The sequence below is a fragment of the Amycolatopsis sp. NBC_00348 genome, from assembly GCF_036114655.1.
In the GTDB taxonomy this organism is placed as follows: domain Bacteria; phylum Actinomycetota; class Actinomycetes; order Mycobacteriales; family Pseudonocardiaceae; genus Amycolatopsis.
In genome coordinates this window covers 800,099-826,780 of sequence record NZ_CP107994.1, presented here as the reverse complement: position 1 = coordinate 826,780, position 26,682 = coordinate 800,099, and the positions used below count along the sequence as shown (strand labels likewise).

The 26,682-nt window shown below is 69.5% G+C and carries 25 protein-coding genes and 1 tRNA gene; 16 read left to right on the top strand and 10 right to left on the bottom strand.

Annotated features, from left to right (window positions below):
* Window positions 1-242 precede the first annotated feature (242 nt).
* From OHS58_RS04020 to OHS58_RS03995, 6 genes are all read left to right on the top strand, one after another.
* A complete protein-coding gene (locus OHS58_RS04020) occupies window positions 243-1,094 on the top strand; it encodes a class I SAM-dependent methyltransferase (RefSeq protein WP_247054195.1) in 852 nt (283 codons plus the stop codon).
* The gene (locus OHS58_RS04015) at window positions 1,091-2,002 is read left to right on the top strand and encodes a GNAT family N-acetyltransferase (RefSeq protein WP_328647177.1); all 912 of its coding nucleotides are present in this window, start codon (window positions 1,091-1,093) and stop codon (window positions 2,000-2,002) included. Before OHS58_RS04020 ends, OHS58_RS04015 begins: the two co-directional genes overlap by 4 nt.
* Window positions 2,003-2,022: 20 nt before the next feature.
* A complete protein-coding gene (locus tag OHS58_RS04010; protein WP_326951591.1) occupies window positions 2,023-2,943 on the top strand; it encodes a GNAT family N-acetyltransferase in 921 nt (306 codons plus the stop codon).
* A 107-nt stretch (window positions 2,944-3,050) separates the two neighbouring features.
* Window positions 3,051-3,743, top strand: a complete 693-nt coding sequence (locus tag OHS58_RS04005; protein WP_328647176.1) for an ABC transporter ATP-binding protein — start codon at window positions 3,051-3,053, stop codon at window positions 3,741-3,743.
* Window positions 3,740-5,635, top strand: a complete 1,896-nt coding sequence (locus OHS58_RS04000; protein ID WP_328647175.1) for a YhgE/Pip domain-containing protein — start codon at window positions 3,740-3,742, stop codon at window positions 5,633-5,635. Before OHS58_RS04005 ends, OHS58_RS04000 begins: the two co-directional genes overlap by 4 nt.
* Window positions 5,632-6,204: a TetR/AcrR family transcriptional regulator gene (locus tag OHS58_RS03995; protein ID WP_328647174.1), complete on the top strand. Its 573-nt coding sequence runs from the start codon at window positions 5,632-5,634 to the stop codon at window positions 6,202-6,204. Before OHS58_RS04000 ends, OHS58_RS03995 begins: the two co-directional genes overlap by 4 nt.
* Window positions 6,205-6,377: 173 nt before the next feature.
* Here the strand turns inward: OHS58_RS03995 and OHS58_RS03990 are convergent, their stop codons facing one another.
* The 3 genes from OHS58_RS03990 to polA form a co-directional block, all read right to left on the bottom strand.
* Entirely contained in the window at window positions 6,378-7,985 is a 1,608-nt protein-coding gene (locus tag OHS58_RS03990) for a S1 family peptidase (RefSeq protein ID WP_326952002.1), read from the bottom strand.
* Window positions 7,986-8,099: 114 nt separating this feature from the next.
* Window positions 8,100-8,633, bottom strand: coding sequence for an EF-hand domain-containing protein (locus tag OHS58_RS03985; protein WP_326952001.1), 534 nt, complete (start codon window positions 8,631-8,633; stop codon window positions 8,100-8,102).
* Window positions 8,634-8,825: 192 nt separating this feature from the next.
* Complete coding sequence (gene polA, locus OHS58_RS03980) at window positions 8,826-11,567, bottom strand: DNA polymerase I (RefSeq protein WP_328647173.1); 2,742 nt, start codon at window positions 11,565-11,567, stop codon at window positions 8,826-8,828.
* Between the two features lie 62 nt (window positions 11,568-11,629).
* On the opposite strand from polA, the gene OHS58_RS03975 reads away from it, so the two are divergent.
* Window positions 11,630-12,070, top strand: coding sequence for a PaaI family thioesterase (locus OHS58_RS03975; RefSeq protein ID WP_247054211.1), 441 nt, complete (start codon window positions 11,630-11,632; stop codon window positions 12,068-12,070).
* A gap of 3 nt (window positions 12,071-12,073) precedes the next feature.
* Window positions 12,074-13,045: a LysR family transcriptional regulator gene (locus tag OHS58_RS03970; protein WP_326951254.1), complete on the top strand. Its 972-nt coding sequence runs from the start codon at window positions 12,074-12,076 to the stop codon at window positions 13,043-13,045.
* Here the strand turns inward: OHS58_RS03970 and OHS58_RS03965 are convergent.
* Window positions 13,011-13,823, bottom strand: a complete 813-nt coding sequence (locus OHS58_RS03965; RefSeq protein WP_328647172.1) for an alpha/beta hydrolase family protein — start codon at window positions 13,821-13,823, stop codon at window positions 13,011-13,013. The two genes, OHS58_RS03970 and OHS58_RS03965, sit on opposite strands and share 35 nt — an antisense overlap.
* A 538-nt stretch (window positions 13,824-14,361) precedes the next feature.
* On the opposite strand from OHS58_RS03965, the gene OHS58_RS03960 reads away from it, so the two are divergent.
* The 5 genes from OHS58_RS03960 (at window position 14,362) to OHS58_RS03940 (ending at window position 19,191) form a co-directional block, all read left to right on the top strand.
* A complete protein-coding gene (locus OHS58_RS03960; RefSeq protein ID WP_326951256.1) occupies window positions 14,362-15,519 on the top strand; it encodes a branched-chain amino acid ABC transporter substrate-binding protein in 1,158 nt (385 codons plus the stop codon).
* Window positions 15,520-15,631: 112 nt separating this feature from the next.
* On the top strand, window positions 15,632-16,594 hold the full coding sequence (locus tag OHS58_RS03955) for a branched-chain amino acid ABC transporter permease (protein ID WP_326951997.1): 963 nt from the start codon (window positions 15,632-15,634) through the stop codon (window positions 16,592-16,594).
* Window positions 16,591-17,718: a branched-chain amino acid ABC transporter permease gene (locus tag OHS58_RS03950; RefSeq protein WP_326951258.1), complete on the top strand. Its 1,128-nt coding sequence runs from the start codon at window positions 16,591-16,593 to the stop codon at window positions 17,716-17,718. The genes OHS58_RS03955 and OHS58_RS03950 overlap by 4 nt, the downstream gene beginning before the upstream one ends.
* Window positions 17,715-18,488: an ABC transporter ATP-binding protein gene (locus tag OHS58_RS03945; RefSeq protein WP_326951259.1), complete on the top strand. Its 774-nt coding sequence runs from the start codon at window positions 17,715-17,717 to the stop codon at window positions 18,486-18,488. The genes OHS58_RS03950 and OHS58_RS03945 overlap by 4 nt, the downstream gene beginning before the upstream one ends.
* A complete protein-coding gene (locus tag OHS58_RS03940; RefSeq protein ID WP_247054225.1) occupies window positions 18,478-19,191 on the top strand; it encodes an ABC transporter ATP-binding protein in 714 nt (237 codons plus the stop codon). The genes OHS58_RS03945 and OHS58_RS03940 overlap by 11 nt, the downstream gene beginning before the upstream one ends.
* A gap of 44 nt (window positions 19,192-19,235) precedes the next feature.
* Here the strand turns inward: OHS58_RS03940 and OHS58_RS03935 are convergent, their stop codons facing one another.
* Window positions 19,236-19,775, bottom strand: a complete 540-nt coding sequence (locus OHS58_RS03935; RefSeq protein ID WP_328647171.1) for a DUF4352 domain-containing protein — start codon at window positions 19,773-19,775, stop codon at window positions 19,236-19,238.
* 33 nt (window positions 19,776-19,808) lie between these two features.
* The gene (locus tag OHS58_RS03930; protein WP_247054229.1) at window positions 19,809-20,423 is read right to left on the bottom strand and encodes an ANTAR domain-containing response regulator; all 615 of its coding nucleotides are present in this window, start codon (window positions 20,421-20,423) and stop codon (window positions 19,809-19,811) included.
* A gap of 174 nt (window positions 20,424-20,597) precedes the next feature.
* Between OHS58_RS03930 and OHS58_RS03925 the strand changes: the two genes are divergently transcribed.
* Window positions 20,598-20,671 (top strand) — tRNA-Leu (locus tag OHS58_RS03925).
* Between the two features lie 155 nt (window positions 20,672-20,826).
* Here OHS58_RS03925 and OHS58_RS03920 read toward each other — a convergent pair.
* From OHS58_RS03920 to OHS58_RS03910, 3 genes are all read right to left on the bottom strand, one after another.
* Window positions 20,827-22,218 carry a tyrosine-type recombinase/integrase gene (locus tag OHS58_RS03920; RefSeq protein WP_328647170.1) on the bottom strand — a complete coding sequence of 464 codons (1,392 nt, stop codon included), beginning with the start codon at window positions 22,216-22,218 and terminating at the stop codon, window positions 20,827-20,829.
* A complete protein-coding gene (locus OHS58_RS03915) occupies window positions 22,215-22,430 on the bottom strand; it encodes a helix-turn-helix transcriptional regulator (protein WP_328647169.1) in 216 nt (71 codons plus the stop codon). Before OHS58_RS03915 ends, OHS58_RS03920 begins: the two co-directional genes overlap by 4 nt.
* Before the next feature lie 407 nt (window positions 22,431-22,837).
* Window positions 22,838-24,415 (bottom strand): hypothetical protein, encoded by a 1,578-nt coding sequence (locus OHS58_RS03910; protein WP_328647168.1) that lies wholly within the window; start codon window positions 24,413-24,415, stop codon window positions 22,838-22,840.
* 191 nt (window positions 24,416-24,606) lie between these two features.
* Between OHS58_RS03910 and OHS58_RS03905 the strand changes: the two genes are divergently transcribed.
* Both OHS58_RS03905 and OHS58_RS03900 read left to right on the top strand, forming a co-directional pair.
* The gene (locus OHS58_RS03905; RefSeq protein WP_328647167.1) at window positions 24,607-25,374 is read left to right on the top strand and encodes a DUF4145 domain-containing protein; all 768 of its coding nucleotides are present in this window, start codon (window positions 24,607-24,609) and stop codon (window positions 25,372-25,374) included.
* 369 nt (window positions 25,375-25,743) lie between these two features.
* The gene (locus OHS58_RS03900) at window positions 25,744-26,313 is read left to right on the top strand and encodes a hypothetical protein (RefSeq protein WP_328647166.1); all 570 of its coding nucleotides are present in this window, start codon (window positions 25,744-25,746) and stop codon (window positions 26,311-26,313) included.
* An 85-nt stretch (window positions 26,314-26,398) separates the two neighbouring features.
* Here the strand turns inward: OHS58_RS03900 and OHS58_RS03895 are convergent, their stop codons facing one another.
* Window positions 26,399-26,623, bottom strand: a complete 225-nt coding sequence (locus OHS58_RS03895; RefSeq protein WP_328647165.1) for a hypothetical protein — start codon at window positions 26,621-26,623, stop codon at window positions 26,399-26,401.
* Window positions 26,624-26,682 lie beyond the last annotated feature (59 nt).

The following is a 26,682-nucleotide window of genomic DNA, read 5'->3' as shown; positions in this document are numbered from 1 at the left end:
CACCAGTGAACGACCGCGGCATGACCCGCAAACGGTGCGCGACCCGAGCCCGAGACGAAGCTGAGCGGAAGGCAGCGCGAACCCACTGCGCTAACACTGATCCTACGCGGCAGTCGCTAGGCGGCACAATCAGGGTCCCCCGGCGATCGCTAAGGTCCTCGCGAAGGCAAATCGCAGGCTGGAGGACGCGGGTGGAGCAGGCAGCAGGGCAGCCGCCGGCGGCCGGGACCGGAGACACCATCATGCCACCGAACGAGCCCGCCGCGCCGGGGCGCCACGACGCCGCCGAGCACCGGCTGGGCACGACCGCCGTCGCCTACCGCGAGGTCGGCGGGCCGGAGGCCGCGGCCGCGAACCTCGCCTGGTGGGACGCCGACGCCGACGACTACCAGGCCGAGCACGGCGGGTTCCTCGGCGACGCCGACTTCGTCTGGTGCCCGGAGGGCGTGCGGGAAGACGAGGCGCGGCTGCTCGGCGACGTCCGCGGCAAGCGCGTGCTGGAGGTCGGCTGCGGCCAGGCGGCGTGCGCGCGCTGGCTGCGCGCCCAGGGCGCCGACGCCGTCGCGACCGACCTCTCCGCCGGCATGCTGCGCCACGCGCAGGCCGGCAACGCGCGCACCGGCGTCGCCGTGCCGCTCGTGCAGGCCAACGCCGAGTACCTGCCGCTCGCCTCCGGCAGCTTCGACGCGGCCTGCTCGGCGTTCGGCGCGATCCCGTTCGTGGCGTCGGTGGACGCGGTGTTCGCCGAGGTCCACCGGGTGCTGCGGCCCGGCGCGCCGTGGGTGTTCTCGGTGACGCACCCGATGCGGTGGATCTTCCCGGACGACCCGGGCCCGCAGGGGCTCACCGTCACCCAGCCGTACTTCGACCGCACGCCCTACGTCGAGGTCGACGACGACGGCACCGCCACCTACGTCGAGTACCACCACACGCTCGGCGACTACGTGCGCGCGCTGGCCGCCGCCGGGTTCACCCTCACCGACCTGGTCGAGCCGGAGTGGCCGGCGGGGCACACGCGGCCGTGGGGCCAGTGGAGCCCGCTGCGCGGCCGGCTGTTCCCGGGCACCGCGATCTTCCGCACGCACCGCTCGTGACGTCCCTCGAAGACCAGCAGAACGCGCGGTTCGCCGCGCTCGACCCGCAGCTGCCGCCGATCGCGGCCCCGCCCATGACGAGCGAGCCGCTGCTGGTGACCGTGGGCGGCCGGAAGGCGGGCGGCCTGCTGACGCACGCCGTGCACGCGCCGGCGTCGTGGCCCGCGCTGTGGGGCCCGGCGGAGATCCACGAGCTGACCGCGGTGCCGGGCGAGACCGGCGCGGCGGGTCTCGCGGCGCTGCTGGGCGCGTGGCGCGAGCGGCTGCGCGGGTCGGGCAGCGGGCCGGACTCGGGCTGCATGCTGACCTGGCCGAGCCGGGACGACGAGGCGTCCGCCGTCCTGCTGGCGCACGGCTTCGCGCCGACGACCTGCCTGGCCGTCCGGCCCGTCGAGCCGCCGCCGGACCCGGGCCCGGCGCGGGTGCGCGTCCGGCGGGCCGGCAGCGGCGACGTCGAGGCGCTCACCGAGCTGCGGCTGGCCGAGTGGCGCTACACGTCGCTGGTCGGCACCGCGGTGCCGCGGCCGGACGCGCGGGCCCGGCTGCGCGCGGAGGTCGTCCGGGCGCAGCGGTTCAGCGGCCTGGCCTGGCTGGCCGAGGACGACGGTGTGCCCGCCGGGATGGCCGCCTGCGCCCTGACCTCGCCGGCGCCGGGCGACAGCATCCACGGCCGGCTGCTCCCGGGGCTCTGGGGCTACGTCGACACGCTGTCGGTGGCGCCCGCGGCGCGCGACGGCGGCGTCGGCCGGGCGCTGATGGCGGCGGCCCATCGCTCCCTGCTCTCGTACGAGGTGCGCGGTACCTTTCTCTTCTACCACCCGGCGAACCCGCTCTCCCCGGTGTTCTGGCACCGGCAGGGTTATCGTCCACTGTGGACGATGTGGATCCGGCGACCGGCCTGGTCCTGACCGACGACCAGAGGGGAACCATGGACATCGCCGAGCCGCTGCTCGCTGCCCACAAGGCACGCTTCGCGGCCGTCGACGCGCTGCTGCCGCCCGCCGCGCCGCCCGCCGAGGGCCTGCGGCTGGACGCGGCGACGGCGGACGGCACCCAGGTCACCGGCGTGCTGCAGCGGCACCGGCTGGGCCCCGGCGACGCGGCGACGCTGTGGTCGGCCGCCGACACCTGGCAGCTGTTCCCCTACCTGGGTGACACCGGCACCGAGGGCGCCGACCTGCTCTTGCGCGCGCTGAAGGGGCAGCTCGAGAGCGAGGCCACCGGCGACGACTCGGCGTGCGTGGTCGTCTGGCCCAGCCGGGACGCCGAGGCGATCCGCGCCTTCCTCGACCACGGCCTGGTCCCGCTCGGCGCGCTGGGCGTGCGGACCGCTCCCCCGGCCGCGCCGGACCCCGCGGCGACCGTCCGCCGGGCCGGGCCCGCCGACTTCGCCGTGGCGCTGGAGCTGGCGACGGCGACGTTCGACTACACCGGCCTGGTCGCCGCGCCCCGCCGCGCGAACACCGCCGGCCTGCTGGCGCCCGCCCTGCGCGAGGCCCTCGACGCCGAAGAACCGCTGGTCTGGCTGGCCGAGGACGACGGCGAGGTGCGCGCGATGGCGCACTGCGCGTGGGTCGAGGCGACCCCCGGCGGCGCGGCGGCCGAGCTGCTCCCGCCGGGGCGCTGGGGTTACGTGAACAACGTCGTGACCGCGCCCGGCGAGCGGGGCGGCGGCGTCGGCCGGGCGCTGATGGCCCGCGTCCACCGGGAGCTGCACGCGGGCGGCGCGACCGGCACGTACCTCTACTACAACCCGACCAACCCGCTGGCCTCGGTGTTCTGGCACCGGCAGGGCTATCGTCCACTGTGGACGACGTGGGAGGTGCGGCCGGCGGCCGCGCTGCGGTGAGTCACCCACTGGTGTGACGTGCGTCCGGTGATCTTGCTCCACACCCCGGCGAGGGCTAGCTTTTGAACTGACCGGTCAGTTCAAAAGTCTTCCACGCTGGAGTCCCCGTGCAGGTCCGAGCCGATCGGGTGTCCCTCGAAGGGCACCACGGCACCTTGTTACCGCCCACCTCGCTGACCGTCGGCGAGGGCGACCTGGCGATCGTGCACGGCGAACCCGGCGTCGGCGTCACCGCGTTCGGACTGGCGCTGGCCGGGCGGCTCAAGCCGAGCACCGGCACGGTCACGGTCGACGGCTCGGACGCCGGTCTGCCCGCGCTCGTCGCGGTCGTCGACGCGCCCGAGGTCAGCGAACCGGACGACGCGCTGCCCCTGCGCGTGGTCGTCGGCGAGGAGCTGGCCCTGGCGCACCGCCCTGCGGGCAAGGAGGACGTCGCCCGCTGGCTCACCGAGCACGACGCGGCGCCGTACGCCGGCACCCGGTTCGAGAACCTCGCCCCGGCCCTGCGCACCCGGCTGCTCACCGAGCTCGCCGCGGCGCGCAAGGGCGTGCGCGTCCTCGTGCTCGACACCCCCGACCGGCACACGAGCGACGTCGACAGCTGGGCCGGGCTTGCCCGCGAGCAGGCCGGACGCGGCCTGGCCGTGGTCGTGCTGACCGCCACGACGCCGGCGTCCGCGCTGCCCTTCACCCCCGCGCGCATCGGCTCGGCCGAGCAGCCGGAGTCGCAGCACTGCCTTCCCGAACTTCCCCAACCGACCGAAGAGCTCCCTGTGAGCACTGACGGAGTCTCCGAATGAACGCCTTCCGGATCGCCCGCAACGAACTGCGGCGGCTGTCCACCGGCACGATGCCCAAGCTGGCGCTGGTCGCGCTCGTGCTGGTGCCGCTGCTGTACGCGTCCTTCTACCTCTACGCGAACTACGACCCGTACGGCCGGCTGGACAAGCTGCCCGCCGCCGTCTTCACCAGCGACATGGGCGCGCAGGACTCCACCGGGCAGCAACGCAACGTCGGGCGTGAGGTGACCGACGAGCTGGTCAAGTCCGGCACGTTCCAGTGGCACGAGGTGTCGGAGCAGGACGCCCGTGACGGCGTCCGCGACGACAAGTACTCCTTCGCGATCGGCATCCCGAGCGGCTTCTCCGCCGCGCTGCTGTCGGTCGGCAACTTCCAGCCGCAGCAGGCGACGATCACGCTGACCACCAACGACGCCAACAACTACCTGTCCGGGACGATCGCGAAGCAGGTCGCCGAGCAGGTGCGCAAGACGATCGCGGAGAAGGTCGGCAGCGAGGCCGCGGACCGGTTCCTGGTCGGCTTCTCCACGATCTACGGGAAGATCCAGGAAGCGTCGACCGGCGCGTCGCAGCTCGCGGACGGCGCTACGCAGCTGAAGTCCGGCCAGCAGCAGCTCGCCAGCGGCGCGGCCCAGCTCGCCGACGGCTCCTCGACGCTCGCCACCGGCCTCGGCACGCTCAAGAGCAGCACCGCGGATCTGCCGTCCCAGACGCAGAAACTCGCCGACGGGGCCTCGCAGGTGGCCGCCGGGGACCAGAAGGTCGCCGACGCCGCGTCCGTCGCCGCGACCGCGTCGTCCGACATCCAGGGCAAGCTCGACAGCTACCGCACGCAGCTGCAGACCGATCTCCGCAACGCCGGGGTGCCGGAGGAGCAGGTCACGGCGATCCTCGCCAAGGCCGATCAGCTGCGCTCCCCCGTCGACCAGGCCAACAGCAAGATCCAGCAGGCCAACGGGGATCTCGCGAAGCTGGCCGACGGCGCCAAGCAGGTGTCCGACGGCGCGGCCAAGCTCGCCGCCGCGTCGCCGCAGCTGGCGAACGGCATCGCGCAGGCGTCCGACGGCGCGAACCAGCTCAAGGACGGCGCCGCCAAGCTCAACGACGGCGAGAAGACCGCGGTCACCGGCACGAACCAGCTCGCCGACGGCGCGGTGAAGCTGCGTGACGGGCTTTCGGCCGGGCTCAAGGAGATCCCGAACCCGGACGACCCGACGCGCGCGGCGACGGCCAACACCATCGCGGACCCGGTGGCGGTCAACGCCAACGGTGAGGCGTCGGCCGGGACGTACGGCGCGGGCCTGGCGCCGTTCTTCATCTCGCTGGCCACCTGGATCGGCGCGTTCGTGCTGTTCCTGATCCTGCGCCCGCTCTCGACGCGCGCGCTGACCGCCGGCGCGTCACCGTTCCGGGTCGCCGTGGGCGGCTGGCTGTCCTCCGCACTGCTCGGCATCGCGCAGGTGATCGTCCTGTTCGGCGCGGTGACGTGGCTGGTCGGCATCCACATCGCGCACCCGCTGGGCGCGATCGGGTTCGCGGTGCTGGTGTCGCTGACGTTCACCTCGGTGGTGCACGCGCTCAACGCGTTCTTCGGCGCGGTCGGCAAGTTCCTCGGCCTGGTGCTGCTGGTGCTGCAACTGGTCAGCGCGGGCGGCACGTTCCCGTGGCAGACCATCCCGGACGCCTTGTACCCGCTGCACGTCGTGCTGCCGATGGGGTACGCGATCGACGGCTTCCGGCACCTGTTCTACAGTGGCGCCACCGTGCAGATCCTCGGCGACATCGGCGTGCTGCTGGCCTACCTGGCCGGCGGGATCCTGGTGTCCACGCTGGCCGCGCGCAAACGCCGGGTCTGGACGGTGTCGGCGCTCAAGCCCGAGCTGAGCCTGTGAGCGGCGGGACCAAGCAAAAGCTCTTCGAGGCCACACTGCGGCTCGCGAAGAGCCGGGGCCTGGTGGGCCTCACCGTCGACGACATCGCCGCCGAGGCGGGCGTCGCGAAGGGCACCGTCTACTACAACTTCGGTTCGAAGGACGGCCTGGTCGACGGCCTCCTGCGCTACGGCGTCGACACGCTCGCCGGGCGGCTGCGCGACGCGGTTTCGGATGCCGATCCGCTCGACGTGATCGAAGCGCAGGTCGACGTGACGCTGGAGTTCATCGCCCGGTATCCGGGGTTTTCGCAGATCCTGGTGAGCGAGCTGTGGCGCACACCCGGCCAGTGGCACGGCACGCTTTCCTTGCTGCGCGAGGAAATCATCTCGATCGTGAAGAGCCAGCTCTCCCGCTTGGAGGAGGCCGGACGGCTGCCGGAGGGAGTCCAGATCCCGACGGCGGCGGCCGGGCTGTTCGGCACGATGCTGGTGGTCGCGCTGGACTGGCAGGTGTTCGGCCCGGAGCGAACGCGGGCGGAGGTCCGGGACGCGGTGATGGTGCTGATCCGCGGCCTGGGCCGCCGCTAGCCGCTTTCGCCGCCGGCCGCGGGGCGCGCCCCCCGTCTTCCACTTTACCGTCCGGCACCGACAGTTCTGCCGCCCCGACGGCGCCCGAAAGCCGTGAAGGCCTCCTTACCGGCCGTAAGAGCCAGTAAGGAGGCCTTCACGGCTTTTCCTTGCGCCGAACGGAAAGCGGGCGGTCAGCGGTCTTCGATGCGGGCGCGGACCGCGGCCGCGTACGTGTCGACCGCGGTGGCCGCCGCCGTGAGTTCGCAGGGGCCGTCGATCAGCAGGCGCTTCGCCGGGACGTACACCTGCTCCAGCTCCGGGTCGGTCGCGACGCCGTGTTCGCGCGCCAGTTCGTTGTCGCCGGCCAGGCGGGCTCGCAGTTCCTCGCGGCGGGCGACGAGGCCGTCGAGCACCGCGCGCTGGCGGCGGCCGTCCTCGACCGCCGGGGCGACCGCGTGCTCGTGGCCGTCGATGTGGCGCTCGACCCACTCGGCGTCGCCGTCGACCTCCGCCGAGCGGAGCTGCTTGAGCGTGCCGCGCAGCCGGTGGGCCCGCGCGGGCAGCATCGCGACGCCGGTGAAGCGCGTCGCCACCCGCAGCTGGTAGGCCTCGATCTCGGCGAGCTCCTCGACGGCCTGGGTCAGGACGTCCAGGCGGCCGGCGAGGTCGTCGGTCGCCGGGCGGGCCCGCTCCGTGCTCGCCCGCACCGCCGCCACCCCGGGCGAGGACTCCTCGCGGAAGCCCAGCAGCAGGCGGATGCCGAGCTCGGCCGCGCGGCCGGCGAGCGGCCCGAGCACCTCGCCGACGAGCCGATCCGGTTCGGCGGAGTCGTCGATCGCGTCGACGACGAGCGTGCGGCCGGCGACGCCGCCGATGAGCCGTTCTTCGATGCGGTGGCGGACGGCGTCGGCGGTGCGGCCGGTCGCGTCCACCGCGAGGTCGACGCTGCCGGCCGGGGGCATCTGGCCGAGCGCCGGCGGCAGCCCGGGGACGCCGAGCGAGCGTTCGCGGTCGGCCAGCACGATGCCGAAGCGCAGCGCCGCCGCGACCGGCGAGCCGGCCTCGCCGGTGTCGACGACCCAGACGGTGCCCGGCTCGGCCTTGGCGAACCAGTCGACGACGCGCTGGACGAAGGAGACGTCGACGGTTTCGCCGACGGGGCGGGAGAAACTGGCGTCGACGGCGGGGCCGCCGGAGGTCCAGATGCTCAGCTGCGGCAGGTGCCCGAGCATGGTCTCGACGGGGATCATCCAGGTCCCGGTGTCCTTGCCGACGACCATGCCGACGACGTGCCCGGTCGCTTCGTCGAGCACCGCGGTGCCGCCGAACCCGGGGCCGAGCGACTCGGCCTCGGCCGTGCGCAGCAACCGGATCCATTCGCCGCCCGGGCCGCCGGGGTGTTCGGCGCCGCCGAGGCGGGCGTGGGTCCAGCGGCCGACCGAGCCGGGCGGGAAACCGAAGGCGCGCACGAGCTGGTGCTCCCCGAGCGGCATCCGGTGCAGCGGCGCGCGGAACACGCGGGACTCGGGACGTTCGAGGCGCAGCAGGGCGAGGTCGCCACGGCCACCGCCGTCGGAGGGCACCCAGCACCCTTCGACGACGGTGGCCGTGCCGGGCAACGCCTCGGCCAGGCCGACGAAGTCGACGCTCAACGCGGATCGCGCGCCGCCGGCGGTCTCGACGACGTGCGCGCTGGTGAGGACGTGGTACTCGTCGAGTACCGTGCCCGCGCCGCACAGCCGGCCGAGTTCGTCGTGCAGCCGGACCCGCCAGCGTCGTCGCTCACGCTCGAACCCCATTCGGCGGACCCTACGCCGTGATCGGCTCGCGTCGGCGCGGGACCCGCTACCCAGCAGTAACACCTGCGCCGGACGGCATCCGCCATTCGGCGCAGCGGCGTCCCGGTGAGCGGATCACACGCGGCCGAAAACCCAGCTGCCCGGGGCGGCGGGGTTGTCGCCCGCCCAGAACTCCAGCCAGTGCCCGGTGAACTCCTCGCGGGAGAGCCGGCCGTCGCCGTCGAGGTCGAGGTGGGCGAAGACCTCGTCGGTCGGGGTTTCGGTGCCGTTCCAGGCTTCGATCAGCTGCCGGTACTCGGCCGCGGAGATGGCGCCGTCGCCGTTTTCGTCGACGGCTTCGAACATCGCGTCGGCGGTGCCGGTGACCGCGGCGGGTGTCTTGGGCAGGTCGTCGACGACGTCGAGGACCTCGTCGAGGGTGACCTTGCCGTCGCGGTCCCGGTCCGACGCCGCGAGCAGCGTGCCCCACCAGCCCATCATGATGGCGGCGAGCTTCTGCCCCTCGGCCGTGCTGTCGTCGGTGCCGCGCAGGTCGAGCCATCTCGTGGTGAGCGCCCGGAAATCGGACTCGGTGAGGTAGCCGTCGGCGTCGGCGTCCATCGCGCCGAAGACGCCGGAGATCTTGCGCCGCTGGAAATCGGTGGCCATGGTGGTCCTTTCGGCCGGGCCCGGTGGGCCGTTCGGGCCACCCAGCTTCGTCCGGCGGACCGGCGCGCGGCGCCGTCCGGCCGAGTAGTCCCGCCCCACGACCCGGTGATTCCAACGGCGACGCAGCGTAGGCGACGTCACCCGGACGTGGACGAACCCCGCACCGGACGGTGCGGGGTTCGCCGGGGAACGTCAGTGCGCGGCGTCGTTCCAGGACCGGCCGTAGCCGACCGAGACCTCCAGCGGCACCGCGAGCTCGTAGGCCGAACCCATGCCGTGGCGGACGAGCTTCTCCAGCTCCTCGCGCTCGCCCTCGGCGACCTCGAGCACGAGCTCGTCGTGCACCTGCAGCAGGATCCGGCTCTCGAGCTTCGCCTTGACCAGCTCGCGGTGGACGTTGAGCATCGCGACCTTGATGATGTCGGCCGCGCTGCCCTGGATCGGGGCGTTGAGCGCCATCCGCTCGGCCATCTCGCGGCGCTGGCGGTTGTCGCTGTTGAGGTCCGGCAGGTAGCGGCGGCGGCCGAAGACCGTCTCGGTGTAGCCGTTCTTCGCCGCGATGCCGACGACCGAGTGGAGGTAGTCGCGCACGCCGCCGAAGCGGTCGAAGTACGCCTCCATCTGGGACTTGGCGTCGTCGGTCGAGATCCGCAGCTGCGCCGAAAGCCCGTAGGCCGACAGCCCGTACGCGAGGCCGTACGACATCGCCTTGACGCGGTAGCGCAGCTCCGGCGTGATCTCCTCCGGCGGCAGCGAAAACGCCCGCGACGCGACGAACGTGTGCAGGTCCTCGCCGCTGTTGAAGGCCTCGATGAGGCCGGCGTCCTGCGAGAGGTGCGCCATGATCCGCATCTCGATCTGGCTGTAGTCCGCGGTCATCAGCTCGCTGTACCCCGCGCCGACGACGAACGCGTCGCGGATGCGGCGGCCTTCCTCGGTGCGGACCGGGATGTTCTGCAGGTTCGGCTCGGTCGACGACAGCCGCCCGGTGGCCGCGATCGTCTGCAGCAGCGTGGTGTGGATGCGGCCGTCATCGGCGACGGACTTGATGAGCCCCTCGACCGTCGTGCGCAGCTTCGTCGCGTCCCGGTGCTCCAGCATGTGCTGCAGGAACGGGTGCTCGGTCTTCTCGAACAGCCCCTGCAGCGCCTCGGCGTCGGTCGTGTAGCCGGTCTTGGTGCGCTTGGTCTTCGGCATGCCGAGCTCGTCGAACAGCACGACCTGCAGCTGCTTCGGCGAACCGAGGTTGATCTGCTTGCCGATGACCTCGTACGCGGCTTCGGCGGCCTGCGTGACACGGCTCAGGTAGTGCGCCTCGAGCGTGGTCAGCTGCTCCAGGTCGACGGCGACCCCGGCGACCTCCAGCGCGGTGATCACCTCCAGCAGCGGCAGCTCCAGCTCGGCCAGCAGCTTCGCGCCGCCGATCTCGTCGAGCTCCTTGTCGAGCGCGCCGGCCAGCTCGAAGACGGCCCGCGCCTTGACGAGCTCCTCCTGGATCTCCTTCTGCTCCAAGCCTTCGGCGCCGCCGTCGAGCAGCGACAGCTGCCCGTCGCCGCCGTCGGTCTCCGAGCGCAGCTCGCGGTGCAGGTAGCGCAGCGCGAGGTCGTCCAGGTCGAACGTGCGCTGCCCCGGCCGCACCAGGTACGCGGCCAGCGCGGTGTCCATCGCGAGCCCGGCGAGCGCCCAGCCGCGGGCGTGGATCGCGTGCAGCGCGACCTTGAGGTCGTGGCCGGTCTTGCGGATCTTCGGGTCGGCGAACCAGCCGGCGAGCGCCGCGTCGTCGGCCTGGTCCATCGCCGTGACGTCGACGTAGGCGCCTTCGCCGTCGGCCGTCGCGAAGGCGACCGCGCGCAGGTCGGAGCGGACCGAGGTGCCCATGGTGCGGAAGGACAGCGCCACCGGCTCGGCCGGGCCCGCGTGCGCGGTGAGCCAGGCCGCCAGCGCGCCGGGGGCCAGCGCGTCACCCGAGACCTCGAACCCTTCGTCGGCCTCGGGTTCGGCGCTCTGCAGCGTCGCGAACAGCCGGTCCCGCAGCACGCGGAACTCCAGCTCGTCGAACAGCGCGTGCACGGCCTCGCGGTCCCACGGGCGCAGTTCCAGCCCGCCCGGGCCGATCTCCAGCTCGACGTCGCGGATCAGCTCGGTCAGCTGGCGGTTCAGCTGCACCGAGCTGAGGTTCGCCCTGAGGGCCTCCCCCGCTTTGCCTTTTACTTCGTCCACCCGGTCGATCAGGTCGTCCAGCGAGCCGAACTGCTTGATCCACTTGGCCGCGGTCTTCTCGCCGACGCCGGGGATGTTCGGCAGGTTGTCCGAGGGGTCGCCGCGCAGGGCCGCGAAGTCCGGGTACTGCCGCGGGGTGAGCCCGTACTTCTCCTCGACGGCCTCCGGGGTGAACCGGGTCATCTCCGAGACGCCGCGCTTCGGGTAGAGCACGGTGACGTGCTCGGTGACCAGCTGCAGCGCGTCGCGGTCGCCGGTACAGATGAGGACGTCGAAGTCCTCCGCCGTGGCCTGCGTCGTGAGCGTGGCGATGATGTCGTCGGCTTCGTAGTTCTCCTTCGTCAGCGAAGGGATGCCGAGCACGTCCAGGACCTCGCGGACCAGGTCGACCTGGCCGCGGAACTCGTCCGGCGTCGCGCTGCGGTTCGCCTTGTAGTCGGCGAAGGTCTCCGACCGGAACGTCTTGCGCGAGAGGTCGAACGCCACCGCGAGGTGGGTCGGCGCTTCGTCGCGCAGGAGGTTGATGAGCATCGACGTGAACCCGAAGACCGCGTTCGTGACCTGCCCGGTCTTGGTCCTGAAGTTCTCGGCGGGCAGCGCGAAGAACGCGCGGTAGGCCATCGAATGGCCGTCGATCAGCAGCAGCTTCGGCCGCTCCGCGACTGCAGTGGTTCCTGTGGCGTTGGCAACGGTCGTCTTCTCACTCGGGCTCACGTGCCCGAGTCTAGGCTGGGGGTACGACACTCTTACGTGTCGCATCAGCAGAGGAGCAGTGAGTGACGGAACGTCCCGCCCACATCGACGTGGACCGGTTGGCGGGCATCGACCCGGCGGCGGCCGACCAGCAGCTGAACGACAAGGTCGGGATGCAGCTCATCGAGGTGACGCCCGAGCGCGTGGTCGGCACGATCCCGGTCGAGGGCAACCTCCAGCCGTACGGCCTGCTGCACGGCGGCGCCAACGCCGTGCTCGCCGAGGCGCTGGGCTCCACGGTCGCCGCGCTGAACGCCGGCCCCGGCCGCGCCGCGATGGGGCTCGAGCTGTCCTGCACCCACCACCGGGCCGTCCGCTCGGGCAAGGTCACCGGGGTGGCGACGCCGCTGCACGTCGGCCGCGGCACCATCACCACCGAGATCGTCCTGACCGACGACGAGGGCCGCCGCACCTGCACCGCCCGGCTCACCTGCGTCGTCCGGGACCGCCCGCCGGGCTCCTGAGCCGTGGACCTCGACATCGCCCAGGTGCGGGCGTTCACCGTCACCGCGGAGCTGCGGCACTTCGGCCGCGCGGCGCAGACGCTGTTCCTCACGCAGCAGGCGCTGTCGAAGCGGATCCGGAAGCTCGAGGACGCCCTGGCGGTGCCGCTGTTCCTGCGCACCAACCGGTCGGTCGAGCTGACCGCCGACGGCGAGCGGTTCCTGCCGCACGCGCTCGAGCTGCTGCGGGTGGCCGACGCCGCGGTCGCCGCGATGGGCGCCGACGACCGGCCGCTGCGCCTGGACGTCGTCGACTTCCGGCTCGCCCCGATGTTCCTGCTGCGCCGGCTCGCCGAGCGCGACCCGGCGCTGCGGATCGACCGGATCGCCGGCGGCGGGTTCGCGCACGCCGTCGAGCCGCTGCTGTCCGGGGAGCTGGACGTCGCGGTCGGCCGGGTCACCGGGTTCGGCAAGCCGCTGCCGGACGAGCTGGAGCACCGGCCGATCCGGCTGGAACCGCTGGTCGCGCTGCTCGCCCCGGAACACCCGCTGGCCGTGCTGGACGTGCTGCCCCTCGACGAGCTGCGCGCCGACGGGATCTGGCTGCCGGGGCACGGCGGGGCCGCCGAATGGCAGTCGTACGTGGCCGAGCTGTGCGGCACGTTCGGCGTGCCGATCGACGACTCCGGCGTCAGCTACGACCTGCGGCACACCCTCGAGCAGACGCGCTACGGCAAGCGGCGCGTCACCCTCGCCGGGGCGGACATGGAGCTGGCGCCCGACCTCGACCTGAAGGTGCTGCCGTTCGAGCCGTCGCCGCTGTTCCCGTGGTCGCTGGTCTGGCGGCGCGGGAAGGCGCGCCCGGCACTGCGGCGGCTGCTGACGCTGGCCTGGCGCACCGGCCGCGAAGAGGACTGGTGCGCCTACGACCCGGACCGCGCCTGGCTGCCGGAAGGCGACCTCAGCGTCGCAACCGCGGACCGAACCACGCGCTGAACGCGGCGTCGACCCGGGCCGCGTCCGCGGTCTGCGGCGCGGCGTCGAGCCCCGGCGCTTCGGCGAACTCGTGCCCCATCCCCTCGATCGTCACCAGCTCGGCCCGGTCGCCGAGCCGGTCCCGCAGGGCCGCGGCGGGCTCGCGGACCGCGATGTCGTCGGCCGACCCGGCCACGATCAGCAGCGGCGCCGACAGCTCGGCGGCCCGCCTGACGTAGTCGTGGTGCGCCGCGACCGCGTGGGACCGCGCGCTCCACGGGTAGGTGACGTCGTAGAGCCGCTCGTTGCGCCCGATGACCGGTGCCAGCTGGGCGACCGGGCTCACGACCGCGCCGGCGGCGACGTCGGCGTCTCCCCGGGCGAGCACCTCCAGCGCCACCAGCGAGCCGGCCGAGCCGCCGAAGACGCCCAGCGGGCCGTCCGCGCCCGGCAGCCGGTCGCGCAGTGCGGCGAGCGCCGCCGGGAACTCCCCCGCGGCCTGGTCGGTCACCGGCTCGAAGACGTTGAGGACGGCGTCCTCGCTCGCCAGCCGGAAGAGCTCGGCGGGCCCGCCTCCGGGCAGCCGCGCCCCGGTGAGCGGGAGCCCGAAGTACACCCGCCAGGCCTGCAGTCCCGCCATCGGCAGCGCCGCCGCCAGCGCGCGCTCGCTCGCGGGCGGCTCCATCAGGTGCCAGCCGGCCAGCAGCGCCGCCGGCGCGGCCGGGTCGGCCGGCGGCAACGCCACGAACGGCACCCCCGCCGCGACCCCTTCGACGACTTCCAGCTCCGCGATCCGCATCTGTTCTCCCTTGTTCCGCTGGTCTGCGCCCAGCGAACCGCGGGACGCCCGCGTGGGTCCAACAGCCTTTCCGGCGTCGACGACAACCGGTGGTTGTGACAGGAGTTCCCGGGCGGGAAGCCTTTCGGGCAGACCTGCGGCGGGGGCGGTGCGCCGGGCCGGGCGAACCGGACGTAAGGTGCATCCCGGCGACGGCGCCCGGCCCGCGCGGGGCGACGGCGGATCGCCGGGAAACCGGCCACGCACCGGCCCGGGAAATGGGCGACGACATACGGCGGAAACACGGCCGTCATCCATTCGTCCGGTGGACGTGGATAGTTGACTTCTCTGCGTGACCAGCACGACCTTGAAGCGAAACGTTGTTCGGCTTTTCGTGCAATTCGTGTCGGTTGCGATCGTCACGATGTGGACACAGAGTAGTGAGGCCGCCTGTGCACATGACGGGCGAGAGGGATATCTTCCTGCCCTAACCTAGCCCCTGTGTCGGGGGCAACGCCTACCGGCGGTGGTTGGTCATGGGAGGTAGTCGGTGTCAGGAGTGCGTTTTGGACGGGTCCTCGCCCTCGCGGCGGCGACGTCGCTTGCGCTGGCGGGCTGTGCCGGCGGCAGCAGCTCGTCGGGCAGCGGTGACGGCAGCACGCTGAAGATCGGGTTCATGGGCGACCTGACCGGGGAGAACTCCGGGATCGTGATCCCGCCCAACAACGGCGCCAAGCTCGCGATCGACGAGTACAACGCCACGAATCCTTCGGTGAAGCTCGAGCTGAAGAACTACGACAGCCAGGGCAAGCCGGAGCAGGCCACCTCGCTGGTGCAGACCGCGATCGGCACGGACAAGATCACCGCGCTGATCGGCCCGGCCTTCTCCGGTGAGTCGAAGGCCGTCGGCGGCGTCCTCGAGCAGGGCAAGGTCCCGAGCGTGTCGCCGTCGGCGACCAACCCGGGTCTCGCCGCGAACGGCTGGAAGTACTGGCACCGCGTCGTCGCGAACGACAACGACCAGGGCCCCGGTATCGCGAACTTCCTCATCACGGCGAAGTCGCCGAAGAACGCGTACGTCCTCTCGGACGACCAGGAGTACAGCGTCGGCCTGGCCGACGCGTTCGAGAAGACCTTCAAGGACAAGGGCATCACGACCGAGCGCGACAAGTTCGCCAAGGACGCGTCGGACTACTCCTCGACCGTCCAGAAGGTCAAGGCGGCCAACCCGGACGTCATCACCTACGGCGGTTACTACGCCCAGGCCGGCCGGCTGCTCAAGCAGCTCCGCGACGGCGGCGTGAAGGCCGTCTTCGCCACCGGTGACGGTTCGCTCGACCCGCAGCTGGTCTCGGGCGCGGGTGCCGCGGCCGCCGAAGGCGCCGTCGTCGGCTGCCCCTGCAACATCCCCGACGCGGGTGCCCCGGGCAACGACTTCGCCACCAAGTACAAGGCGAAGTTCAACGTCGACCCGGCGATCTACGCGACCGAGGGCTACGACGCCGCGACCGCCATCATCAACGCGGTCAAGGCGGGCAACACCACCGGCGAGAAGATCAACGACTTCCTGAAGACCGAGGACTTCAAGGGCGCGTCGAAGCAGATCAAGTTCAAGGACAACGGCGAGCCGCAGACCAACGCGATCTACGTGTACCAGGTCGTGGGCGGGGTCATCAAGAACCTCGGCGCCTCGACCGAAGCCAAGATCACCGGCTGACGGAGCGGTAGAAACACCTAACGGGAGCGGGGGCGCTGTGGTCGGCCACAGCACCCCCGCTCTCCGCCAATGTGGCGACCATCCTCGCCCCGTCAGGTAAGGCAACTACGTCATGTTCCAAGATCTGCAGAGCCAGTTTCTGGGCAGCACCATCGGCGGCCTGGTAGCCGGCTCCATCTACGCGCTCATCGCCCTGGGCTACACGATGGTCTACGGCGTGCTGCGGCTGATCAACTTCGCGCACTCCGAAATTTTCATGATCGGGACGATGACGTCCCTGTTCATCCTCATCACGATCGCGCCGGCGGCGCCGTTCACGATCTTCTCGATGATCGGCATCCTGGTCCTGCTCATCGTCGTCTCGGCGCTCGTGTCGGGCGGTTCGGCGATCGTGCTGGAGCAGGTCGCCTACCGGCCGCTGCGCAAGAAGGGCGCGACCCGGCTCGCCGCCCTGATCTCGGCCATCGGCGCGTCGCTGTTCCTGCAGGAGCTGTTCGCGCTCATCGTCATCCCGGACGTCTTCGGCAAGTCCGGCCGCGTGCAGCAGTCCGCGCCCCGGTTCATCCCGCACGAGGAACTGTTCCGCATCGGCAACGGCGTCGTGCGCACCGACCACGTCTTCGTCATCATCGGCGCGGTCATCGTGATGGTCGTGCTCGACCAGCTGGTGCGCCGCACCCGGATCGGCCGCGGTATCCGCGCCACCGCGCAGGACCCCGAGGCCGCCGTCCTGATGGGCGTGAGCATCGACCGGATCGTCCGCATCACCTTCCTGCTCGGCGGGGCCATGGCCGGCGTCGCCGCCGCCCTGTTCGTCATGGAATACGAGAACACCGACTACCGCATCGGGTTCCTGCTCGGCATCAAGGCGTTCACCGCCGCCGTGCTCGGCGGTATCGGCAACCTGCGCGGCGCCCTGCTGGGCGGGATCGTGCTGGGCCTGGTCGAGAACTGGAGCTCCATCTTCCTGGGCTCGGCCTGGAAGGACGTCACCGCTTTCGTGATCCTGGTGCTCGTGCTCATGTTCCGGCCCACCGGCATTCTCGGTGAATCGCTGCAGCGGGCACGCGTATGAAAGGCGACGAAGTGGTAGACGGAAACGAATCGCCGGCCCGCCGGGGGTTCCACCCGATCGACGGCACCCGGGACTGGTGGGCCGACGCGCCCCAGTGGCAGCGCTACGGCGTCTACCTGCTGGTGATCGTGTTCGCGTTGATCCTGCCCGCGCCGTGGATCGGCTCGTTCATGTCCCCGGACTCGGACTGGACGACGGTCCTGATCTTCCCGATCGGGACGTACATCCTGCTGGCGGTCGGCCTCAACATCGTGGTCGGCCACGCCGGCATGCTGGACCTCGGGTACGTCGCGTTCTTCGCGATCGGCGCCTACACGTGGGCGGCGATCGGGACGAAGTACGGCTGGTCGTTCTGGCCAACGGTGGTACTCGGCATCTTCCTGGCCTCGGTGTCCGGCGTCATCCTCGGCGCCCCGACACTACGGCTACGGGGTGACTACCTGGCGATCGTCACGCTGGGCTTCGGTGAGATCGTCCGGATCACCGCGAACAACACCGACGCCATCGGCGGCGCGCGCGGCATCACGAACGTCCCGCACCCGGAGCCGCTGTTCGGCATGGAGTTCTTCCTCGACCCGGCGCCGTACTACTACCTGATGCTGTTCGCGATCGTGCTCGTCGTCGTCTTCTCGATCCGGCTCAACAAGAGCCGCGTCGGGCGGGCGTGGGCGGCGATCCGCGAGGACGAGGACGCGGCCGAGCTGATGGGCGTGCCGACGTTCAAGTTCAAGCTGCTCGCCTTCGCCATCGGCGCCATGATCGGTGGCTTCGCCGGCACGATCTACGCGAGCAAGGCGGTCTTCGTCGAGCCGAACAACTTCCCGTTCATCCTGTCCGCGACCATCCTGGCCGCGGTCGTGCTGGGCGGGGCGGGCAACCTGCCGGGCGTCATCCTCGGCGCGTTCGTCGTCGCGTGGCTGCCCGAGCGGTTCCGGGACTTCGCCGACTACCGCATCTTCGTCTTCGGCGCCGTGCTGGTGCTGATGATGGCGCTGCGGCCGGAAGGCATCCTGCCGTCCCGGCAGCGGAAGGCCGAACTACGGGAAGGAACCGGCGGCATGGGCGCGATGGGTGCCGAAGTGGCCGGCCCCGACTCCGAGGCGTCGGCGGAGGTGACCAAGTGAGCCCCTTGCTCCAGTTCGACAACGTGACCATGCGGTTCGGCGGCGTCACCGCCCTGCGCGAGGTGAACATCAGCATCAACGAGGGCGAGATCTTCGCCCTCATCGGCCCGAACGGCGCCGGCAAGACCACGGTGTTCAACGTGGTCACCGGCGTCTACTCGCCGACCGAGGGCGAGGTCCGCTTCGACGGCGATCGCATCGACGGCATGAAGCGGTTCAAGGTCGCCAAGCGCGGCGTCGCCCGGACGTTCCAGAACATCCGGCTGTTCCACAACATGTCGGCACTGGAGAACGTCATGGTGGGCGCGGACGCGCACCACAAGACTGGCGCGATCGGCGCGGTGCTCGGCCTGCCGACGCACCGCAAGGAAGAGAAGCACGGCCGGGACCGGGCGCGTGAGCTGCTCGACTTCGTCGGCATCGGCCGGGTCGAGCACCACGTCGCGAAGAACCTCTCCTACGGCGACCAGCGCCGGCTGGAGATCGCCCGGGCGCTCGCGACCGACCCGAAGCTGCTGCTGCTCGACGAACCGGCCGCGGGCATGAACCCGGCGGAGAAGATCGCCCTGCAGGAGCTGATCCGCAAGATCCGCGACGACGGCCGCACCGTGCTGCTGATCGAGCACGACATGGGCCTGGTCATGCACATCAGCGACCGGCTGGCCGTGCTGGACTTCGGCCAGAAGATCGCAGAAGGGCTGCCGCACGAGGTGCAGAACAACCAGAAGGTGATCGAGGCGTATCTGGGGGTGTCCGAAGATGCTTCTTGAGGTCGAGGACATCAACGTCCACTACGGGAAGATCGCCGCCCTCAAGGGCATGAGCATCCAGGTCGACGAGGGTGAGATCGTCTCCCTCATCGGCGCCAACGGCGCCGGCAAGACCACGACGCTCAAGACGATCTCCGGCCTCCGCCCGCTGACCAGCGGCCGGATCGTGTTCAACGGCCAGGACATCTCGAAGACCCCGGGGCACAAGCGCGTGCTGCTCGGGATCGGCCAGTCTCCGGAAGGCCGGGGCGTGTTCCCCGGCATGACGGTGCAGGAGAACCTCCTGATGGGTGCCTACACCCGCAAGGACGAGCTCCAGGGCGACCTCGACGAGGTCTACGAGCTGTTCCCCCGGCTCAACGAGCGCAAGACGCAGTTCGGCGGCACGATGTCGGGCGGCGAGCAGCAGATGATCGCCATCGGCCGCGCGCTGATGACGAAGCCCAAGGTGTTGCTGCTCGACGAGCCGTCGATGGGCCTGGCGCCGATGCTGATCGCGCAGATCTTCGACATCATCCGCGAGATCAACAAGCGCGGCACCACGGTGCTGCTGGTCGAGCAGAACGCCCAGCAGGCGCTGAAGCTGTCGGACCGCGCGTACGTGCTCGAGACGGGCCGTGTGGTCCAGAGCGCCCGCGGGGCCGACCTGCTGAACGACCCGAAGGTGCGGGCCGCCTACCTCGGTGGCGACCTCGGCGTCTGACAGCTGTTCCGAGAAGGGCCCGGTCTTCGCGACCGGGCCCTTTCTCATAGCTTGATGTCAGTGCCGTTGACGTTCTTCATGTCGGTGATGGTGGGGCCGCCGAAGGCCCTGACGCTCACCGGCTTCCGGTCCTTCGGGATGTCCCAGTAGAGGTCGAACTCGACGCGCACGCTGTGCCCGAGGTCGAACTGGGCGGGCTGGCGCTTGATCAGCATGGCCTGCTCGTCCGGCGGGTGGGTGGCGCCCTGGTCGTCGACGAGCAGCTGGCGCATCGCGTCGAACAGGACGCTCGAGGTGCCGGTGTTGGTCACGACGAGCCGCAGCCGCACGTACTGGCCCTTGGCGGGCATTTCGGTGTGGCTGCCGGTGATGCTGGGCAGCCCCGCGGCGAAGCCGATCAAGTCGAACTCGGTGTCGCCGTTCTTCGCGGGCGGCACCTTGAGCGCGGTCTCGTCGGGCCGCACCTGACGCGGCGGCAGCTCGTAGGTCGTCGGCGCGGGCGTGCTCGGCTCAGCGGCGGTGCAGCCCACCGTCAGTCCCAGCACCAGTCCCAGGACGACGAAGGCCGGCAGGCGGAGTTTCACTCACGTGATTCTGCCTGCCGGCCGCCGTCGTATCTAGGTCCCGATGCTCTCCACGACCGCCTCGGCGACGGCCTTCATCGTGGTCCGGCGGTCCATCGCGGTGCGCTGGATCCACCGGAAGGCATCCGGCTCGGTCAAGCCCTGCCGGCTCATCAGCAGGCCCTTGGCGCGGTCGATGACCTTCCGCGTCTCGAGCCGGTCGGTGAGGCCGGCGACCTCCGCTTCGAGGGCCTGCAGCTCGGAGAACCGGCTGACGGCGAGCTCGATGGCCGGCACGAGGTCACGCTTCGCGAACGGCTTGACGAGGTAGGCCATGGTGCCCGCGTCCCGCGCCCGTTCGACGAGGTCACGCTGGCTGAAGGCGGTCAGGATCACGACGGGCGCGATCCGATCGCCGGTGATCTTCGACGCGGCCTCGATGCCATCGAGCTTGGGCATCTTGACATCGAGGATCACGAGGTCTGGTTTGAGATCGGTGGCCAGCGCGATGGCCTGTTCGCCATCCCCTGCCTCACCGACGACCTCGTAACCCTCTTCACGCAGCATTTCGACGAGGTCCAGCCGGATGAGCGCCTCGTCCTCCGCAACGAGCACCCGACGCTGCGGCACGGTGGCGGCACCGTTGGCCTCGGTAGCCTGATCGGTCACCGGGGTCCTCCTGAAGACTCGGCGGAACGTTCGGTTTCGCGGCGTTCCGCGAAGCCTGAAGCCTACCGGGAACGATCCAGTTGAAGAGATGGCGTTCACCACGTAGTGGCCAGCGCGACACCCCGCCCCCGACCACGCCCCGCGTGCGGTGATCCCGTAGAGTCACCATGCCAAGCCCCCGTAGCCCAACTGGCAGAGGCAACGGATTCAAAACCCGTCCAGTGTGAGTTCGAATCTCACCGGGGGCACGCACTCCCACCAGCAGAAACAGGCCCCGCGACCAGGCAAAACAGGTGCGGGGCCTGTCCCGTTGTGTCCGGCTGTGTCCAGCCAGAAGCGGCTGATTACGAGTGTCCACCCCCAATACGCCAGCAAGTTCTGGCGCGATCAGGGCCTCCGGGGCCTACTCGCCGTGCCAGTCGAGCGCCCGCTCGATCCGCTGGTGAGCAGCAGACTCCAAACCGGCGATGACCTTGGCGTAGATCTGGTGGAGAACGGCGACCGAGTGCCCGGCCCACTCCGCGCACTGCGTCGATGGCACGCCGGCCGCCAGCCAGGTCGACACACACGCGTGCCGGAGGTCGTAGGGCCGCCTCGCGAGCGGCGAGGCGTACTCGTCCTCGGTGAGCGCCGCGTGGCGCGCTCTATCCCACACCCGGGCAATGGTCGACTCCGCGAGATCCCCGCCGGTGAGGTTCCGGAACAGCCGACCGTCCGCAGCTGTCCCGAGGTTATTCAGGTGCTTGTGGAGGATCACCGTGAGAGGCGGCGGAGACGGCACGGCCCGCACCTCCCCCTTGCCGCGCTGCTTGAGCTGTCGGCGGTCACGTCGCTCACCCGAGTCAGTCCACGCAGCACCGGTGATCGGCGCGGCCTCCGACAGCAGCAGCTCACCCCAGCCGCTTTCCGGTAGCTGCAGGTCCCGACGACGTAGCATGGCCGCCTCTTCCGGCCGCAAAGCCGAGTAGTACATCACCGCGAAGAAGGCCTTGAGCATCGGCCCGGACGATCGCCGCGGTGCGCTGTCCACCTTCTGCGCCGCGACGGCCGCCAGCAGCGTCCTCCCTTGAGCAGGGTTGATGACTACACGCTTGTCGATCGCGCGCACGGACTTCGGCGCCGTCCACTTCACTTCGGACAGTCGGTTAGTCCTGATCAGTTTCAACTCCTCGGCGTACTCCAGCGCGTTGTAGATCACCGCGCGTTTGCGGTTGACGGTCTTGGCGGCGGCCTGCTTCCCGTCGAGCTTGAGGGAGATCTGGTCTAGGACCTCTCGAAGCTTGGCCGTGTCATCCATCCGCGACACGGGAAGGGTGTTCGCCTGCAGCCACTTCAGTGCCCGCTCGATCTCGGCAGGCTTCGGGGTATCTCGCCTCTTCGTGTTGAAAGCCCACCCGGTCAAGGCGCGACGAAGAACCCTGTCTTCGGGCTTGCCGCGCGTTGTCGACAACATTGCTGGCAATGCTGATGCGAGGGCGTCAGCGTTGCCAGCACGCGACTTCCCAGCAGCACGCGGCCACTTCATGTCGACGTACTTGCAGGCGAATGCGAAGAACGGCATGTCCGACTCATTACGTAGCTTGGATATCGGAAGCCCGCGGACGCGGTCGAACCCCTCACCTCGTCGAGCAGCTGCGACCAGGTCCGAGCGGAAGCTGTCGGCCAGGGCGTAGGTGCCCGCCTTCTCGTCGAACCGCTCCCCTGCCACGAACCAGGTCACGCGGTATGAAGTCTTCCGCGTTCCCGCACGTGTTTCGATGTTCCAGATCTTGACGTCGTAGCTGATATCGCTCACGCGGCCTCCTCGGTGCGGCTGTCGAGCCAGTGCTCAAGGTCGGAGCGGCGGACACGGATTTCGCCGTTCGGGAGCTTGATGCACTTAGGGGCGCGGTTCTTGGCACGCCATTCGTAGAAGGTGGAGCGGGCGATCTCGTTGAGCTCTTCGCAGACTTCGGCAATCGTCAGGAGTTGCCGCGGGCTTGAGTTGGTGGTGCGCTGGTGCGCCATGGCTTGCCTCCAAGCGCCCGACGAGCGGGCATGACGAGATCGGCTCGACGTGGAGGGTCGAGGCCGTTATGTGACCTTGCGTAGCGGGTCAGTTCTCTTGCTGGCAGAGAGGTGACGAACTGAGAGCGGCGGGTTTGTGGCGGGGGGCGGCGGGGCGCCGAAGAAACCCGCAAAACCCGCAAACCCGCGAAATGGCCTCTGACCTGCGGGGTTGCTTGCGGGTTTTGGTGCGGGTTTCTCCGGTGACCTCCGAGAAACCCGCGGGTTTGCGGGTTTTGCGGGTTTCCCGATCGGCTCGAACCCGAGAAACCCGCCTCCTTCTGCCAGCCTCTTTCACCTGGTCACAGCCCTACAGACTTGACCTTGCGGGTTTTGCGGGTTTTGCGGGTTTTTCTCCGCCTGATCTCTTACGACGTCTGCCGCTCCACCCACCACAGCTTGCTGTTGAGGTGCTTGTCGGTCGCGCTGCGTAACACGACGTCGCCATGCCAGCGATCTATCTGGCCCCGCAGCCGCCAGCCCAGCGACTTCACTGTGAGCGGCTTGCCGTGCCGGTCGGTCGGGAACGTTCCGGCCCACGGGTCGGTCCCCGCCGTCGGCTCGCCGGACTGGCGCAGCTGCTGCGAGGTCACCCGGACATCGCCGTGCACGTCGTCCCAGGCCATCAGGAACGCGCGCCACTCGCCGTCCTCCTCGTCCAGCTCCCGCACCGCATCGGCGTTGCTGAGGAACCCGCCGACCTGGTGGTGCTCCAGGAACCCCCCGAGGTGCCGCGCCCACGGCGTGAACTGCCGCATCTGCGGCACTGAGTCCGCCGTCGGAGCGCCATTGTTCGTCCAATCCAGAATCATGATCAGCACGTGGCGCAGCACGGCGGCGCGGTTGACCGGGTCGAGGATCCAGGAGTCCAGGTTCGGGATTGTGAACCCCGTGCGGGCCTCGGGGCGTGGGCAGTTCGGGTCGAGGCGCACCCACACCGAGCGGGACGCCATGTCCCCGCCGGTGCGCAGGTTGTTGCCGGTGGCCAGCCACAACCGGTCGTTGATGAAGTTCGCCGCGGCGTTGGTGCCCAGCCGGCGATCCGACCAGTTCCGTTCGGTCACCAGCCGGGCCAGCACGGCGGAGTTCACCATGGCGCCCTCGGCCAGGTTGTCGAACACGATCACCCCGACGCTGTCGGCCAGCACCGTGGTGATGGCCTTGCGCAGCTCATCCTCCGAATCCGTCCAGGTCAACACGCGCTGCCCGACCAGCAGCCCGACGCAGCCGGCCAGGATCGTCTTGCCCGACCCGGGCATCGACGCCTCGATCATCCCGAACGGCGACAACGCCCGCGTGTACGGTCGGATCAGCGGCGTGACCAGCATCGCGAGGTAGTTGGCGCGGTCCGCGGGACTGCGCCATGGGAAGTCGGCCAGGAACCGTTCGAGCAGGAACTCCCGCGCTTCGGCGACCTCGGCCGCGGTGGGCTGCTCCGGGACGCGGCCGAGGTGCTGGTTGCCGGCCAGGTAGAACCCAGTCGCCGGGTCGTAGCCGGGGTTCTGCAGAAGCGTCCCGTCGCGGCGCAGCACCGGGGTGGAGATGATCCGGTGCAGCACCGGCAGCTTCGGCCACGACCGCCGCGACAGCACCGCGTTGAGCACGGTCGCGTTCGGCGTGGTCTCCACCTCTTTCCCGTCACGGCGGACGTCGAGCACTTCGGCGTGCTCGGCCAGCAGCGACGCCATCAGCGGCGGTTTGAGGACCGAGGCGATGATGGGCAACGCCACGTCGGCATCCCCGGCCTCGGTGTCCTCGGTGGCGCCGGAGATTTCCTCCACCACCACCGGGGCGCCCTCGGACCCGTAGGTGTTCGGGATGATCCGGTCGTCCAGCGCGCCGGTCAGGATCCGGATGGCGTCCGGGTCTTCACCGATGCGCAGCCGCGGTCGCCCCGTGTTGCCCAGCGGCCACAGCGACCGGGCTTGTGCGGGTGAGCTGGCCATGGCGTTCCCTTCCATCGTGCGGGTTTGCATACCGCCTAAGGCGGGTTTCTGTAGTTGGCTGGGTCCCACGTCGAGGGCAGTCAGAACAAAGCGTCAGGCCTTCGCAGGTGCTAGGGCGTGGCAGGCGAACGACGGTGTTGGCGCTGGTTTAAGCTGACTACGTCGGAACCAGGCTCGGCAGGGAGGCCGTTATGTCGACACAAGCTGGGGTTCTTCCACCGAAGCCTGACGACGCGCTCCCCGATTCGACGGAACGGTTCGGTCCGTGCCCGCGGTGTGAGCGGCTGAGCAACTTCAAAACCTTCGGTCACCCCCTGCCGGTGACTCTTCTGGACCACACTGTGCAGATCGGACCCCAGACCGTCGCACGCGATCACGTCGAACGCATATCTGTGTTGACCTGTATGGGTTGCGGCCAGAATGTCGTCGTCCTTGAAGAGGAGTTCGTCGGCGGGAAACGATGGCAGGAAGGCCTGAACAGCGGGACTATTCAATGGCGGGGTATCCATTGGTGGCCCTCACCTGGGATGCAGCCGGCCAATCAGGACGTGCCCGCTGCGGTCGGTGACGCAATGGCTGAGGGAACGCGCTGCCTAGCTGTCCAGGCACCTCGGGCCGCTGTCGTGATGTTTCGAGGCGTCCTCGCCGAGATTGTTGCAGACAAGGGTTCTTCCGCAGCCAAAGGTAAGAACAACCTGGCAGCGCAACTTAAACAGATGGCCACTGACGGCGACCTCCAGCCGACACTAGCGGACTGGGCAGACCATATTCGGCTGATCGGCAACGCCGGCGCTCATCCCAGCACGCTGGCGCCGGTTTCTGGCGAGGAAGCCGCCGAGCTTGCCCGCCTGCTCATCTCGATGCTTGATTATCTCTACGTCATGCCTGCGAAGATCACACGCTCTCGCGCTGCTAGGACGCCCTCTGCTCCTCCGTCGGTGACGCCGCCCGGTCCGTGAGTTCGACAGCCTGCGCGATCGGTCAAGGTATGCTTCGGTGTCCTCGGTGGCGCCGGAGATTTCCTCCACCACCACCGGGGCGCCCTCGGACACGTAGGTGTTCGGGATGATCCGGTCGTCCAGCGCGCCGGTCAGGATCCGGATGGCGTCCGGGTCTTCACCGATGCGCAGCCGCGGTCGCCCCGTGTTGCCCAGCGGCCACAGCGACCGGGCTTGTGCGGGTGTGCTGGCCATGGCGTTTCCTCCATCAGGCTGTAGTGCAACGCAGTTAGCGCCTCTGCCTCGCCAGTTATCGAGCGAGTCTTGCCTCGCCTGCTCCGTTCGGCGGCGTAGACTCCCTTCCACGTTTCCGGATCATGAAGGGGTTCCATGGCCGTTAAAAAGACGCATTCGGCTGAGGTGCACGGCCGTTTAACTTCAGTGAAAATGTGGCTAGAGGATATCGAAGAGATCGGCTTCTGGGTCCAAGAAGTGCCATCCAGTAAGCCCATTAAAATCAAGGTGGAAATTGCGGGATCCGAATATTCTCTCGACCGGATAGCAGATCTGGAAGAAATTAAGAATGACAAGATTGATTCAATTGAAATTAAGCACGGTGACGGGCTTCTTGAAGTAAGATTCGGAAGCAGTGGGAGTAGTCTTAGCTATACCGAAGGAGATCCGCGAGTAAAGGCGAGTGTTCGTCAGATTAGTTTTCTCGCCAAGCAACACTGTCGAAGTAGAATTGTTCCCTGGTATCACCCGGCCGATCCGGGTGCTAGATGGATTTTATTGTTAGGCTTGGGGGTCGTTTCTCTAACTATCGGAGCCCCTCGCTGCCACGGCAGGCCAGTCGGCGACACCTCGGTGGCTCATGAATGCTCCAGTTGCCGCCATCCTCTTGACTGTTGGCATAATCGCGACGCCGACTGTTCTTTGGGTAGCATTCGCAAAATTTGAACGAAGTCAGCTGTTCACAAAAACGCGAGCGAACCTGCCGCCATTTGGAAACGCAAACGCGATGATCTGGCTATCACTATAGCGTCTAGTGTTGCATCACTTCTGATTGGCGGAGTGATAGGATATTTTGTGAATAAAATTTCCTGATTTTGGGATAGCCGTGAGCGTGAGCGGAAGGGGTGACTGGTCGAAGTCCCGGTTCTGTTCGCAGCCATCCGTTCGCGGCGGACACGACGGCGATGACCAGAAAGTCGACACGGGGGAACTTGCCGATGTCGGCTTTGGCGATGTCGCCTTCGTAGTGGTCCATCCGGGGTGGTCGAGGGCGCGGGTGGCGATCGTGTCGGGTTGTGGTTGGCGGCCAGGACG